The organism is Lysinibacillus sp. RU7, from assembly GCF_057837305.1.
The window spans coordinates 21,905-35,719 of sequence record NZ_JBYQFK010000003.1; the positions used below are offsets into that span (position 1 = coordinate 21,905).

15 protein-coding genes are annotated in these 13,815 nt (G+C 38.5%); 8 read left to right on the plus strand and 7 right to left on the minus strand.

Annotated elements, in window-relative coordinates; translation table 11 throughout:
• Positions 1-61 precede the first annotated feature (61 nt).
• Genes AC3II9_RS03055 through mnhG form a run of 7 tightly spaced genes read left to right on the plus strand, consistent with a single transcriptional unit; the run spans position 62 to position 5,820 of the window.
• A complete protein-coding gene (locus AC3II9_RS03055) occupies positions 62-2,479 on the plus strand; it encodes a Na+/H+ antiporter subunit A (protein WP_489153022.1) in 2,418 nt (805 codons plus the stop codon).
• Entirely contained in the window at positions 2,466-2,888 is a 423-nt protein-coding gene (locus AC3II9_RS03060; protein ID WP_489153023.1) for a Na(+)/H(+) antiporter subunit B, read from the plus strand. The genes AC3II9_RS03055 and AC3II9_RS03060 overlap by 14 nt, the downstream gene beginning before the upstream one ends.
• Positions 2,888-3,229, plus strand: a complete 342-nt coding sequence (locus AC3II9_RS03065) for a Na(+)/H(+) antiporter subunit C (RefSeq protein WP_489153025.1) — start codon at positions 2,888-2,890, stop codon at positions 3,227-3,229. The genes AC3II9_RS03060 and AC3II9_RS03065 overlap by 1 nt, the downstream gene beginning before the upstream one ends.
• Complete coding sequence (locus tag AC3II9_RS03070) at positions 3,222-4,709, plus strand: Na+/H+ antiporter subunit D (protein WP_489153027.1); 1,488 nt, start codon at positions 3,222-3,224, stop codon at positions 4,707-4,709. Before AC3II9_RS03065 ends, AC3II9_RS03070 begins: the two co-directional genes overlap by 8 nt.
• A 1-nt stretch (position 4,710) precedes the next feature.
• Positions 4,711-5,190 (plus strand): Na+/H+ antiporter subunit E, encoded by a 480-nt coding sequence (locus AC3II9_RS03075; RefSeq protein WP_489153029.1) that lies wholly within the window; start codon positions 4,711-4,713, stop codon positions 5,188-5,190.
• Positions 5,187-5,468, plus strand: a complete 282-nt coding sequence (locus tag AC3II9_RS03080; protein ID WP_489153031.1) for a Na(+)/H(+) antiporter subunit F1 — start codon at positions 5,187-5,189, stop codon at positions 5,466-5,468. The genes AC3II9_RS03075 and AC3II9_RS03080 overlap by 4 nt, the downstream gene beginning before the upstream one ends.
• Positions 5,452-5,820 (plus strand): monovalent cation/H(+) antiporter subunit G, encoded by a 369-nt coding sequence (gene mnhG / locus AC3II9_RS03085; protein WP_489153032.1) that lies wholly within the window; start codon positions 5,452-5,454, stop codon positions 5,818-5,820. Before AC3II9_RS03080 ends, mnhG begins: the two co-directional genes overlap by 17 nt.
• A 63-nt stretch (positions 5,821-5,883) precedes the next feature.
• Here mnhG and AC3II9_RS03090 read toward each other — a convergent pair whose 3' ends face one another.
• Both AC3II9_RS03090 and AC3II9_RS03095 read right to left on the minus strand, forming a co-directional pair.
• The gene (locus tag AC3II9_RS03090) at positions 5,884-6,126 is read right to left on the minus strand and encodes a hypothetical protein (protein WP_489153034.1); all 243 of its coding nucleotides are present in this window, start codon (positions 6,124-6,126) and stop codon (positions 5,884-5,886) included.
• A gap of 168 nt (positions 6,127-6,294) precedes the next feature.
• Positions 6,295-7,791, minus strand: a complete 1,497-nt coding sequence (locus tag AC3II9_RS03095) for a leucyl aminopeptidase (protein ID WP_489153036.1) — start codon at positions 7,789-7,791, stop codon at positions 6,295-6,297.
• A 138-nt stretch (positions 7,792-7,929) separates the two neighbouring features.
• On the opposite strand from AC3II9_RS03095, the gene AC3II9_RS03100 reads away from it, so the two are divergent.
• A complete protein-coding gene (locus tag AC3II9_RS03100; protein WP_489153038.1) occupies positions 7,930-8,403 on the plus strand; it encodes a divergent PAP2 family protein in 474 nt (157 codons plus the stop codon).
• 698 nt (positions 8,404-9,101) lie between these two features.
• Here the strand turns inward: AC3II9_RS03100 and AC3II9_RS03105 are convergent.
• The 5 genes from AC3II9_RS03105 to AC3II9_RS03125 all read right to left on the minus strand — a co-directional run bounded on the left by AC3II9_RS03105 (position 9,102) and on the right by AC3II9_RS03125 (position 13,689).
• Positions 9,102-9,431, minus strand: a complete 330-nt coding sequence (locus tag AC3II9_RS03105; protein WP_489153040.1) for a YuiB family protein — start codon at positions 9,429-9,431, stop codon at positions 9,102-9,104.
• A gap of 95 nt (positions 9,432-9,526) precedes the next feature.
• Positions 9,527-10,024 (minus strand): NUDIX domain-containing protein, encoded by a 498-nt coding sequence (locus AC3II9_RS03110; RefSeq protein WP_489153042.1) that lies wholly within the window; start codon positions 10,022-10,024, stop codon positions 9,527-9,529.
• A 164-nt stretch (positions 10,025-10,188) separates the two neighbouring features.
• Positions 10,189-11,400: an NAD(P)/FAD-dependent oxidoreductase gene (locus tag AC3II9_RS03115; RefSeq protein ID WP_489153044.1), complete on the minus strand. Its 1,212-nt coding sequence runs from the start codon at positions 11,398-11,400 to the stop codon at positions 10,189-10,191.
• Between the two features lie 310 nt (positions 11,401-11,710).
• A complete protein-coding gene (locus AC3II9_RS03120; protein ID WP_489153046.1) occupies positions 11,711-12,916 on the minus strand; it encodes an EAL-associated domain-containing protein in 1,206 nt (401 codons plus the stop codon).
• Between the two features lie 398 nt (positions 12,917-13,314).
• Complete coding sequence (locus AC3II9_RS03125; RefSeq protein ID WP_391373209.1) at positions 13,315-13,689, minus strand: HesB/IscA family protein; 375 nt, start codon at positions 13,687-13,689, stop codon at positions 13,315-13,317.
• Between the last annotated feature and the right edge of the window lie 126 nt (positions 13,690-13,815).

Below are 13,815 nucleotides of genomic sequence, written 5' to 3' on the forward strand. Positions count from 1 at the left end.
TACGAACTTTACGCTATAATTGGCTTATTGATATAAAACACATTTGAAAGGAGGCATTGCAATGCAAGTACTTGCCATATTCATTCCGATAATTGCAGCACTTTTGTTACCTTTACTATTTAAAAAAGTTCGAGCGATACACACGGGATGGTTTGTACTGCTAGTGCCACTCGCTTTACTAGGCTACTATATTCCATTTGTTAAAACAACGATGAATGGAGATACCGCTATCTCTACATTCGAGTGGATTCCGTCATTAAATATTGCTTTCACTTCTTATTTAGACGGATTGAGCATACTTTTTTCTATTTTAATTACAGGAATTGGCTCATTAGTGGTGCTGTATTCGATCTTTTATTTAGATAAAACGAAGGAACAACTGCATAACTTCTATATTTATCTATTAATGTTTATGACTGCGATGCTCGGGGTCGTACAATCTGACCATGTCATTACACTTTATTTATTTTGGGAGTTAACATCGATTTCATCGTTCTTGCTTATTGGCTACTGGTTTAATCGAGATAAGTCTCGCTTCGGTGCCTTAAAGTCGATGATGATTACGGTTGCTGGTGGTTTAATGATGCTTGGGGGCTTCGTTTTACTGTCCATCATGGGTGATTCTTTCTCTATTCGTGAATTGATTGCCAATGCTAGTACTATTGCTAACCACGAATATTTCACATTAGCCTTAGTACTCATCTTACTTGGAGCATTTACAAAGTCCGCACAGTTCCCGTTCTATATCTGGTTACCAGATGCAATGGAAGCGCCTACACCTGTATCAGCGTATCTTCACTCTGCCACAATGGTGAAAGCAGGCATTTACTTAGTTGCTCGTTTTACCCCTATTTTCGCGGTGTCAGAAGTATGGATTTGGCTTGTTGCAGGAATCGGGTTATTAACATTATTGTGGGGCTCTTTATTTGGCGCAAAACAAACGGACTTAAAAGGTATTTTAGCTTTCTCAACAGTGAGTCAGCTCGGTCTGATTATGTCCTTATTAGGCGTCAGTGCGATGGCCTTCCATGTAGAAGATGCGGCAAGCACTGTATTTAAATACGCTGGGTTCGCAGCGATTTTCCATTTGATTAACCATGCGACATTTAAAGGAAGCTTATTCATGATTGCTGGGATTGTCGACCATGAAACAGGTACGCGGGATATTCGCAAACTCGGCGGCTTAATGAGCTTAATGCCTGTCAGCTTTACTGTTGCATTAATTGGTAGTTTCTCAATGGCAGGACTTCCTCCATTTAACGGTTTCTTGAGTAAAGAAATGTTTTTAACAGCCATGCTTTCGGTTCAAGATTTCAACTTATTCAATTTTGAAACTTTTGGTGTACTATTCCCGATTATTGCTTGGGTAGCAAGTGTATTTACATTTGTGTATAGCTTCTACTTTGTGTTTAAAACGTTTACAGGTAAATTACAACTAGAAAAACTACCAAAGAAACCACATGAAGCACCGGTCGGTATGTTAGTTTCACCGGTCATTTTAGCAAGCTTTGTTGTGGCGATTTTTTTCATCCCAAATATTATTGGAGAGTATTTTGTGAAGCCTGCTGTGGCAGCAATCCAGCCATTCCTTTATACATCACCTGAGCAAATAGATGTACATGTACAAGCTTGGCACGGGCATATTACACCAGAATTACAGCTGACAATCGGTGTAGTCATTATCGGCTTACTGCTATTTGTATCGCTTGCCAAATGGCAAAAAGCATACGATGTATGGCCAAATAAGCTATCATTCAATAATTTGTATGATTTCATCATGAATGGTGTATTAGAAGAAGGCATGGAGAGCTTTTCTAAACTCTATATGACTGGTTCCATTCGCAAATATTTAACGTATATGTTTGCAGCGATTACCGTGATTGTTATTGGTACTTTGTTTATTACAGATGCTTTTGTCGTATCATTTGAAAACGTTTCGCCAATCGCGATTTATGACATCATACTAATCGTTGTCCTTGTCATCGGAACACTGACAACACTATTAGCCAAAACTCGTATTACAGCGATTGTCGGTCTTGGTGCAGTCGGCTATACAGTCGCGTTGTTCTTCGTTATTTTCAATGCACCGGACTTAGCACTCACACAACTTGTCATCGAAACCATTTCGGTTGCTCTATTTTTAATGGCATTTTACCATTTACCAAAGCTTGAGCGCGTCGAAGAACGTATGCGCTTCCAAATTGGACGAGCAATTATTGCGATTGCCGTTGGGGCAATGGTTACATTACTTGCTTTATCCGCCCACTCACAGAAATTGATCACATCAATTTCAGAGTACTATAAGGAAACGGTATACTCTCTTGCAGGTGGCGGTAATATCGTTAACGTAATCTTAGTAGACTACCGAGGATTTGATACACTATTTGAAATTACGGTTCTTGGGATTGCTGGGATGGGCATTTATGCGATGATTAAATTACGCTTAAACAGAAAGGAGAAAGCAAATGAGAACCAATAATTTAATCTTGCAATTTACGTCTAAAATTGTGTTCTTTATGATTTTCTTCTTTGCTGTGCATATTTTCTTTGCAGGACACTATACACCCGGTGGCGGTTTCGTAGGTGGGCTTTTAATGGCAAGTGCCATTGTTTTACTTGTAATCGCTTATGATTTAAAAACCGTACAAGCGATTTTGCCGCTAAATTACATGTATATGACAGCAACGGGGCTCATTTTAGCGTTAGGAACGGCTGCATTCCCAATGTTCCGAAACAAGCCCTTCTTTACACATTCTTATGATTACTTTAACTTACCGTTAATCGGCAAGACGTCACTTCATACAGCAGCATTGTTTGATCTTGGTGTATTTTTAGTTGTTGTCGGTGTGACAATGACCATTATTCAAACGATTGGGGAGGATGAATAATGGAAATTGTAATGGCTTTTGTGTGCGGCTTCTTATTTATGGCTGCGATTTACTTAATTTTATCGCGTTCCCTTCTGCGCATTATTATTGGAACAGGTTTACTCAGTCACGGGGCACACTTACTCATTTTAACAATGGGGGGCTTTGGTGGTGACCATCCACCTGTATTAGCAGATGGTGTCACAAGCTATGTTGACCCGCTTCCACAAGCGCTTATTTTAACAGCAATTGTTATTTCGTTTGGGGTTACAGCATTCTTCCTCGTACTCGCTTATCGTTCGTATCAAGAACTTGGCACAGACGATACGACTAAGATGAAAGGAAGTGAAGAGGATGATTAACTTCCTATTAATTCCGATTATCATCCCATTTTTCATGGGGATGGTATTAATGTTTTTACAAAACAATATACGACTACAGCGTATTTTAACGTTACTTACACTATTTTGTGCTTCGTCCATTTCGTTCCTTGTCATGTTGAAAGTAAAAACGGATGGTATTCAATCCGTTACATTCGGGAACTGGCCTGTACCATTTGGGATTACAATGGTCGCTGATGGCATGTCTACATTATTAGTGTTTACAACATTCGTTCTCGCGTTCTTCATTGCTTGGTATAGCTTTGAAACAATTGGACGTGAGCGAGAACAATTCTTCTACTACCCTGGCTTATTATTTATTTTAACTGGGGTAACAGGGGCATTTACAACAGGCGATATTTTCAACTTATTCGTATTCTTCGAAGTGTTGTTAATGTCTTCTTACCTATTGATTGTGCTCGGTGGAGAAAAAAAACAACTCCGTGAATCGATTAAATATATTTTAGTGAATGTCATTTCATCTGCTTTATTTGTTATTGCAGTGGCCTATCTGTATTCTGTTATTGGCACATTAAGTATGGCGGACATTTCAGTGAAAATTGCTGAGATCGGTCAGCCAGGTATTATTACAACGATCGCTGTGTTGTTCTTAATGGTTTTTGGCTTAAAAGCAGCGATCTTCCCGCTTTACTTTTGGTTACCTAGCTCATACGGTGCAGCACCAATTCCAGTGCTTGCGCTATTCGGTGCATTACTGACAAAAGTAGGTGTTTACGCGATTATGCGTACATATACACTGTTCTTTGTACACGATGTAGCGTATACGCATGAGTTACTACTAATCCTAGCGGTTCTAACAATTGTAGCTGGCTGCATCGGTGCACTTGCGACATTCAATGCGACACAAATTATCATCTATAATATCGTCATTGCCGTTGGGGTTATTTTATTTGGTGTTGCCCAAATGAATAAAATTGGCTTAGAAGGCGCAATGTTCTACTTAGTACACGATATGATCATTAAAGCTGTGCTATTTATGCTTGTAGGGATGATTATTTATATCTCTGGCACGGCCAACTTACGAAAAATGGGTGGCCTAATGAAAACATATCCCGCACTTGGTTGGTTTTATTTAATTGCTGCATTCGGTTTAGCTGGTATTCCACCACTTAGCGGATTCGTTGGAAAGCTATTAATTGTACAAGGTGGTTTCGAAGCAGGGAATATTTGGAGTAGTATTTTTATTTTAGCCTCTAGTTTAGTCGTATTACTTTCGGTTATTCGCATTTTCATCTATGCGTTTTGGGGGAGTGACGGTGAACGTGTGACGATAGAGAAACATCGCTACAATCGTATGTTTTATCCGACAGCTATACTTGTGATTATATCCATTGCATACGGTGTGGGGGCAGAATGGGTCACACCATTTATGGACAATACTGCGAAAATGCTTGTCGATCCAACGATTTATGTCGATGCCGTGATGAAAGGAGGAGAATAACATGGCCTTGCAAATTTTACTTAACTTCTCCTTAGCATTTTTATGGATGTTTTTATCAGATCACTTTACAGCAAACGGCTTTTTAATCGGCTTTCTTTTAGGAGCACTGTCCCTTGTGATTATGCGCCGCTTCTTTACAGGGCGCCTGTATTTGGAACGTGTTTGGTCCGTGATAAAATTAACGCTATTATTTCTAAAAGAGCTTGTCCTCGCGAATATAGCGGTATTAAAGGTTGTATTAAAGCCAAAATTGGATATGCAGCCAGCATTCTTTAAATATGAAACAGCATTAACAAAAGAATGGGAACTAACACTACTCTCAAGCTTAATTACATTAACGCCTGGTACAGTCGTCGTGCATATTTCGGATGATAATAAATACTTATACATTCATGCGATTGACTCGGCAGATATTGATGACACAATTGCATCCATTCGTGATTCATTTGAAAAAGCTATTTTGGAGGTGAGCCGCTTATGACAATATTTATTTGGAGCTCCATTGTCCTCATTACGCTTTCGATGATTATTATTATTTATCGCCTCGTCAAGGGACCAAATGCTTCTGACCGTGTCATTGCACTGGATACAATTGGGGTCTGCTTAATTTCATTAGTTGGCTTGTTTTCGATCATGGTAGATACAAGTTTCTTCTTGGAAATTATTTTATTGTTAGCGATTTTATCGTTTATCGGTACAGTTGCTTTCTCTAGATTTATAGAGAAAGGAGATATTATCGAACGTGACAACTCTCGCTAATATTTTAGTTATTGCTTTTATTGCGATCGGTGTATTATTTATCATCGTCACAGCTATCGGTTTATACCGACTGCCTGATCTATATACGCGTGCCCACGCTGCCTCAAAAAGTGCAACACTTGGTGTTATGTGTATTTTACTCGGTGTATTCTTCCACTTTTGGCTCATTGAAGATCATTTCAATGCTCGTATTCTACTCGGGATTTTGTTTATTTTCATTACAGGTCCTGTTGGGGGACATATTATGAGCCGTTCATCGTATATCGCGGGTGTTAAACCTTGGAAAGGTACCGTGCATGATGATTTAAAAGAAGAAATCGAACGAATGAAAAAAGAACAAGGGATTCAATAAGTTAAAGCACACAAAGCTCATGTTACGCTTTGTGTGCTTTTTATGTTTTAAAAATGGTTAGCATTAATAGTATGGATATGGTGAGTATGGTCCGTATGGTGAATACGGTCCATATGGCGAGTATGGTGGGTATGGTGGGTATGACGGATATGGTGGATAGATAGCATTTCCTAAAAAGCTACCTAAAAACCCGCCTAAAAATGGGCCTCCAAATGGAAAAAGTGCTCCGCCAAAGCCCGGTCCTCCGAAAAATCCGCGCCCTGGTCCTCTGTTATAACGAGGCCCTCCTCCGTAAAAGCGTGACATTACATCCCTCCTCTACATTAAAGTATGATAAAAGACTAGGATTGCACTTGATATACGCCTATTCCCTATGCTTACTAAAATATTTCAAATAGAAAGCACCCTATCGCCTAACAATAAAGCGACACGATGCTTTTCAACACTTTCAAATCAATGACGCCTCGTTATACTTTAGTTTACCTGCATAACAAACGCTGCCAATGTACGCACCATAACACCTGTACCACCTTTTGGGCCGAGGTCATGTGCCGCATTTGCATCCGATGTCCCCGCAATATCTAAATGAATCCAAGGTGTGTCTTCTGCAAACTCGCCAACAAATCCACCAGCGAAAATCATATGCCCATCACGCCCCGGTGAGTTGTTTAAGTCTGCCATATCAGATTTACGAATACGTTTTTTGTCTTTTTCTGTAAGTGGTAGTCGCCAAACGAATTCATCTGTTTCCGCTGCTGCCTTCATAAAGCTTTCAAAGAATTCGTCGTTATTCGTTAAGGCACCTGTTTTATCCATACCAAGCGCGACAATGACACCACCTGTTAATGTGGCCACATCAATTAAGTAGTTGGCTCCTTGCTGTTTAGCATATGTGACGGCATCTGCCAACACTAAACGCCCTTCAGCGTCTGTATTTAGCACTTCTACCGTCTTTCCGCTGTACGTTGTAATGACATCATCGGGCTTAAAGGCAGTACCTGACACCATATTGTCTGTTGCCCCAATGACCGCGACAACATTACGCTTTGGACGTGTTTCACCAATAATTTTCATCGCCCCAAGAACAGCGGCTGCACCACCCATATCCCCTTTCATACCGACCATTGATTCACGCGGCTTTAATGAATAACCACCTGTATCATATGTGACCCCTTTTCCAACAAAGCCAATAACATCTTCCCACTTATCTTTCGCCTGATATTTCAACGTAATCAAACGTGGTTCTTCCGTTGAGCCTTGGTTGACACTTAAAATGCCGCCCATCCCTAATTGTTCGAGCTGTGCTTTATCTAAAATTTCTACTTCAAAATCATATTGCTTCGCTAGCTCTACTGCATAATTCGCTAAGTCTGTCGCGGTTAACATATTAGGTGGTAAGTTCACTAAACTTCGCGCTTCATTCACCGCTTCTGCATAAATCCACCCTTCGTTAAAGCTAGCTACCATTTCTTCCATATGAGCTGTTGTGACAAATTCTACACCATCAAGATATGTGTCCGCTTCATTTGATGATGTTTTATAATTTGGTACGGTATAAAAGCCCATATGAATACCTTCTGCTGCAAGGAATGCCACATCTGTTTCTGCCATTGCTGGTGTGACGAATGAATCTAACCAAATGGCATAGTCATTCACTTTTAGCGCTTTGAGTTCTTTCCCTACTAAACCAAATGTTTCACGTAAGTTTTCCTTTGTCACTGTTTTTCCTTCTCCCAAGCCAACAAATACTACACGTTTTATATTGGTATTTGCTGTAGTAACAGGAAACTTCATAATTTTTTTACGATCTGAGCTAATTTCCCCTACACGAATCCATGTATCTAATGCGCTACCGAAAAACGCACTAAACGTTGGCCAATTTTTCATTTGTTCACGGTGTTTTTGCACCCCAATAATGATCGTTTCTGCCGTTATAGATGAAAATGTTTTACTTTGGGCAATAATCTTCATATAAAAGTCCCCCTTCAATATTCATTTCTACTTTATTATAACGCTTTCCCGATTATTTCGGTTAGCGAAGTTTAATTTTTTTCACTTTTCGGAAAATATGATATGATGGTGACAACTTCTTTTGAAAGGGATGATGTGATGGCACTCCTTCAAAACACTCCTCTGATCCTAGGATTATTGGCAATACTTTTTGTACAATTTTTAAAAGTCCCGATTTATTTTATTGTGACAAAGAAAGTAGACTGGTCACTACTAACGTCTACAGGAGGGATGCCGAGCTCTCATTCTGCTGCTGTGACAAGTGTAGCAACGGCAGTCGGGTTTGAAACGGGCTTTGATTCTCCTACTTTTGCTGTTGCAGCCATGTTAGCTATGATTGTCATGTATGATGCTCGTGGGATTCGTTATCAAGCGGGACAGCATGCGGCTGCCTTAAATGAGATTCGTCGGGATTTACAAATCTTTTTCCGCGATATTACACGCTGGCCTAAAATGAATGAAGAAGAAAAGAATGAGGAGTTAAAAACCTTGTTAGGCCATAAAAGAAGTGAAGTATTAATAGGTGCTTTAGCAGGGATCTTCCTCAGTTGTCTTGTCTATTACGTCGGTTAATCGCACATCGATCAAAAAAGAACACGTACAGCTATAAACGTAAGCCGTCGCCTCGCTACCACCTACTAGAAAGAAAGCGCAAATATTTTTCCCCTTACGCATTAAAATCGATTTTTTTAATACCTTAATTTTGTCATGTAGCGAAAATGAGATACAACTTAATTTAAAATAAGCGTCAAATCGGGACTATTTACTCAAAATGGCACTTATCCTGAATTAAGTCGTATATCAAAATCAGCCACTTGCGTTTTAATCGATTTTTTTAATGTATGTATAATTTTCTTATTAAAAAAACTCACGTTATCCTTTTTTCTTATTATGATACAGAGAAATTTACGTTTTTTTATAAATAACGACATCAAAAAGGGACATACCCATCTTTTGGCATGATGACGCATTTTCCCGAAAAAAGCGCGATTATACCCATGTTCTCCCCTAAAATCGCTCTTTTCCGTTTATTACACACGCCTTCTCTTTAGTAAATTTCTCTCTTTTTTATCATAGCAGCTACTCGTAAAGCGTTCTATTTTGAATGAAAACAGGCATTTTTCAACTAAAATGCAAGTAAATAAGGTAGTTCACTCACAAGATGCAGGAAAATTTTTGAAGTCAATCGTTATATTGGAATACTAATCTAATGTTTCAAGAAGAGGATTAACAGGAAGACAATAAAAAAACATGCACCGAAATGATGCATGTTAAAACATTCTATATCCTGCTTTGCGTAAGTAAATCATAACAACTCCCGCAACGATTGCTCCCGCAAATCCACCAGACAAAATCGCAATATCTACAATTTGCAGTGCTTGCAGTTTATCCATTAATGCGGGGAATGCTGTTCCTGGCTTAAAAATATAATCAAGGAAGCTGACTTCATCTACGATCAATACAACAACAACTGGATACACAATTGCCATAAGCCATGTCATGCGAAGTAACATGTTTAATAAAAAACCGATACCAAAAAACATCACGAAAAATAGCACGACTGAAATGATTAATTGAACTAAAGAAACAGAACCACTCATCTATGTAAACCCTCCAATTTTCCTTTCATAAGTTTACATGATAAATCGAAGGCTTTCAATGTTCCTGTTTAGTTTGTCCCTCTATTGTCACATGTCTATTTTTTGATAAACAAATTGTATTTCGTATAACCGAAAACTTCTTCCGGAACGATATGATCCATATTATCTAACATATGGTGCTCTACTTGACTCTGCGCTACTTCCTTGAGCATTTGATTAGCCTGTTCATCAACGGCTAATTGTGCTGGCGTCATCCAACACGCCTCTGAAATTTCATCCTCCTGCACGATAATGGGTTGCGTATCGTCTACAAGAGTGCAGTAAAGAATCGCCATATTATCACTGATTTCACCACGAATAACTCCTGTCCTAAAGCCAACTAGCCCTTTGACGATACAGTCAATACCTGTCTCTTCTTTTATTTCACGAACAGCTGCGTCATCAATCGTTTCTCCTTCTTGAACAAAACCAGCAGGCAGTGACCAGCGCCCTTTTAGCCCACTATAGCATTTTTTGACGACCAGCCATTCGCCCTTGCTATTTTCAACGATGCCACATGCCCCTAGCCATACTTTTCCTCGGTCTTTTTTCATCCCTGTATCAACCCTTTACATAAATTACTACCTATTATAGCGGGTAGTAGTAGTACATATAAAGAAAAACACCATCCTTTTTAAGATGATGTGTAGGTATTGAACCAAAAAAAGACAAAGCCATCAATGTGGCTTTGTCTTTTTAATGCTACATAGGCATTACATTAGAAGAATTTGAACTTCCCTTTTTTCAGCGTTAAACCTACGCCACCTACTAAGAATAATGCGCGGTCGTCAACTACTTTTTTCAGCGCAGAAGCTGTTTTACCTGTATATTTGCGACCTAATGCGTCACCAATTGCATCTTCATGACCTAAAGAGCATACTGCACCTTTATCAGAATATACAAATGTTTCTGTGTCTTCGCCATTCATTAAGTGTTTGATGTTTTTAGCGATGTTTACGGCTTGTTGCATAGCAATTTGAGCTGTTGGTGGATATGGACGGTTCGCTTCTTTGTTTAGAAGGAATGCACAATCACCTACTACGAATACATCATCAAAACCTGGTGCACGCATATCTTCACGAACAGCGATACGAGCACGGTTGTTTTCGATACCTGAACTTTCTACTAAAGCGTTACCACGTACTCCTGCAGCCCAGATCACTGTACCTGCTTTGATGAATTCGAACTCGTCTTCACCTTTTTTAATTTTAACGCCCTCTTCAGTTGCTTCTACAACCGGTGTGCCGATTGAAAACTCAATTCCTTTTTTAGACAATTGCGTTTTTGCATATTCTACAAGCTGTGGATCAAAACCTGGTAATACCATTGGTGCTGCTTCTACACAAAGTACACGTACTTTTTCTTGTGGAATATCAAATTCTTTACAAAGTTCTGGCACACGGTTACCAAGCTCACCTAGTAACTCAATACCAGTAAAGCCAGCACCACCTACAATGATTGTCAGTTTGCTGTCATCTTTTTCTTCATCTAATGACCAAGAAGCGAATTGATATTCGATATGCTCACGAATTTGACGAGCAGCGTTTAAGTTTGCTAAAGAAAGTGCATACTCTTTTAGGCCTGGAATACCGAAAGTCTCACCTTCAAAACCAAGACCTATTACTAAATAGTCATATGTGAATTCACCCGCAGATGTATCAACTTTTTTCGTATTTACATCAATACCTTGAACTGTTGCTTGTACGAAACGAACGTTTTGGTTAATTACGCTTGAAATTGGATAACGGGCTTTGTCTGGAGAAATAGTACCAGCTCCAACTTCATGTAACCAAGTCGTTTCATAGTGATAATCATTTTTATTAATTAAAATGATTTCTGCTTGATCACCGCTGATCATCTTTTGTAAATTAACAACAGTAGTCAATCCGCCATACCCTGCGCCTAATACTAAAATTGTTGGTCTTTTCACTGGAATCAAAACCCCTTTAATTTTATTGTACTAGCGCAAGACAAACAAAAAAGAAGTACAAAATATATACTTCAGTAGTTTGTTACGCTAGGTCGACATATTTTTCGACATTAATTCCTAACTATTATACTATAATAGCCCTTTTCCAGCGTAATTTCAATACATTAATATATACTATAAAAATTTCAACACGTATATCCGTTACAGTTACTGAATAAAGAATTATTATGACTTTAGGAAATGTACCTCAACTCAAACTTTTATGCAACTGAAGCCGCCCTTTCTTTATAGAATGGCGGCTTTTTAGAAATTAATTCACAATATTGTGTTCATATAAATAATTGTAGGAAATATCGATAAATAGATATTGATTATTAGGTAAAGCCATACTAAATGTTCGTGTTAATTCTCCTGTTTCAATATCTGAGTAAGCAGATGATAGATTGGCTACCTGATCTTGGCGCATTTTCAATAAATTTTGTAAAAAATATGGTCGCCAGCTCCAATTTTTGCCGAGCGCCTCTTCTTCAAGCATCCACTGATTGTGCTTCCATGTAATATTCGGTGTCGTTTGGAATCCTTCACCATTACAAATATATAAACGGAATGTATACTCTTGTAATTGTTGTGCCAGCTCATTTAATTTCTCTACTTGATCACTCGTTGGACCAATTTGTTCCACGCTTGACGTAATTTTTTTCTCGAGTTTTTTTAATTCCTCTAATTTATGCTTCAGTAGCTTTTTTTCCGTCGCTATAAATTGCTCACATTCATCACGAAAACGTGGTTTTAATGTATCGCGTGGGATAAAAGATGACGCTGGCTTTTGTAAATAAGCACCTTTATAATAGCGGGCACCATTTTTCCAACCGTGTTGCAATTGGTAAATGTTATCAATACCATTCACCATAAGCGATGCACCCATTTTCAAAGCAAGTGTGCGAAGTGTTGTAAATACATAATTTTGACTGCCCCACTTATTATAGTTAAGCTCACTTACATTAATACTTAGTACACTCGGCTCTAACATTAAAATCGCATTGAGTTGGCTATGTGCACCAATATTCGCTAAACCAATTTTCACACCATATGTTTTAATGTATTTGATGACATGGTGTACATGTCTAATATCTCCTTTAAACAGATGCTCATTCATCGTCAGTGTAATATGATGCAGTTTGTGCTCAGGAATGAGTTCTTTTAATAAGGAAAAATAACTTTCGCCAAAATCAGTCATTAATAAGTTCGGATTACATGGAATATATAGATCAATTTGGTCAATTTCATGTAAGGCAGATTCAATGGCTTGACGTACAACCATTTGCTCTACTTCTGCTCTAATCTCTTCGGGTACTTCGTCACTATATGTAAATTGTTCAATATCGATTACTTTTTCTTTGTCTACAATGCGCCCGGTTACTTCATACGCAACAATGCTATGTTCATCTGCACTATAAATTGGCTCATACAAAATTTCTATTCGGTCTAACTTATCTAATACTTCTAGCATATCCATTGGACAACCTCCTCACCCTTTACCATAGCCTTATGATAAAGCAAACGTTTCAATAATTCAAAGTAAGTCACTAATTACTAGTAACATCATCAGAATTAACCTTTTTCAAGTAGATTATATACAATGGATAGCGGCTTTGGCACATAGGGAGTGATAGTACCTACATTATCACGCGGTTAGACGCATATCGCATTAATTAGTAGGTGGTTTGATTATAGAAGAAAAGTGAAAAAAGAGGATACTAAAGAGGAAATAAAAAGAGCATTTATCCCTCTTTTGTTTACGCTATGTGTTTAGATATTTCTTACTTAAACTTTTGGGATTATCATTCTATTTTTGATACTCAAAAGAGCCATCCTATCTTTAGGACAGCTCCTTATGTTTACCTATTTTCATTGTTATTCACAATCGCCTGGTGTTCCTTCACGCTGGGCTGCTTTAAAGCTTGTGCCGCATCCACAGGAAGCAATCGCATTGGGATTCTCGATTGTGAAGCCACCACCCATGAGTGATTGTTTAAAGTCAACTTCCGTACCTTGTAAAATAGGTGCATCTTCACGACTTACAACAATTTGTAACCCATGTTGCATATCTAAATAATCGTCTTCGTTAATTGTTGTATCAAAGGCCATGCCATAAGAAAGTCCGCTACAACCGCCGCCCTTAACAGCGACACGTAAATACGAACCTTCCTCCTCGTTATGTTTCATCATTTCCTTTACTTGAAACGAGGCCGCTTCCGTTAAAATAATTACTTGTTTTTCATTTGTCATTCGTGTCACCTTCCTTCTTTTTTATCATATCAAGTGTGTGGAACTTGTGACAACAAAAGCGTTTCAAAAAATATTAATAAAAATCATTCAGACACGTTACTAAATACTGTTATAATAGTCTTACGA

What these genes read in the sequence shown, in the direction of transcription:
- AC3II9_RS03075 (WP_489153029.1), top strand. Translation starts at nt 4,711, where the DNA reads ATGGCCTTGCAAATTTTACTTAACTTCTCCTTAGCATTTTTATGGATG.
- AC3II9_RS03120 (WP_489153046.1), bottom strand. Translation starts at nt 12,916, where the DNA reads ATGGATATGCTAGAAGTATTAGATAAGTTAGACCGAATAGAAATTTTG.
- AC3II9_RS03070 (WP_489153027.1), top strand. Translation starts at nt 3,222, where the DNA reads ATGATTAACTTCCTATTAATTCCGATTATCATCCCATTTTTCATGGGG.
- AC3II9_RS03080 (WP_489153031.1), top strand. Translation starts at nt 5,187, where the DNA reads ATGACAATATTTATTTGGAGCTCCATTGTCCTCATTACGCTTTCGATG.
- AC3II9_RS03100 (WP_489153038.1), top strand. Translation starts at nt 7,930, where the DNA reads ATGGCACTCCTTCAAAACACTCCTCTGATCCTAGGATTATTGGCAATA.
- AC3II9_RS03060 (WP_489153023.1), top strand. Translation starts at nt 2,466, where the DNA reads ATGAGAACCAATAATTTAATCTTGCAATTTACGTCTAAAATTGTGTTC.
- AC3II9_RS03095 (WP_489153036.1), bottom strand. Translation starts at nt 7,791, where the DNA reads ATGAAGATTATTGCCCAAAGTAAAACATTTTCATCTATAACGGCAGAA.
- AC3II9_RS03055 (WP_489153022.1), top strand. Translation starts at nt 62, where the DNA reads ATGCAAGTACTTGCCATATTCATTCCGATAATTGCAGCACTTTTGTTA.
- AC3II9_RS03090 (WP_489153034.1), bottom strand. Translation starts at nt 6,126, where the DNA reads ATGTCACGCTTTTACGGAGGAGGGCCTCGTTATAACAGAGGACCAGGG.
- AC3II9_RS03105 (WP_489153040.1), bottom strand. Translation starts at nt 9,431, where the DNA reads ATGAGTGGTTCTGTTTCTTTAGTTCAATTAATCATTTCAGTCGTGCTA.
- AC3II9_RS03125 (WP_391373209.1), bottom strand. Translation starts at nt 13,689, where the DNA reads ATGACAAATGAAAAACAAGTAATTATTTTAACGGAAGCGGCCTCGTTT.
- AC3II9_RS03065 (WP_489153025.1), top strand. Translation starts at nt 2,888, where the DNA reads ATGGAAATTGTAATGGCTTTTGTGTGCGGCTTCTTATTTATGGCTGCG.
- AC3II9_RS03110 (WP_489153042.1), bottom strand. Translation starts at nt 10,024, where the DNA reads ATGAAAAAAGACCGAGGAAAAGTATGGCTAGGGGCATGTGGCATCGTT.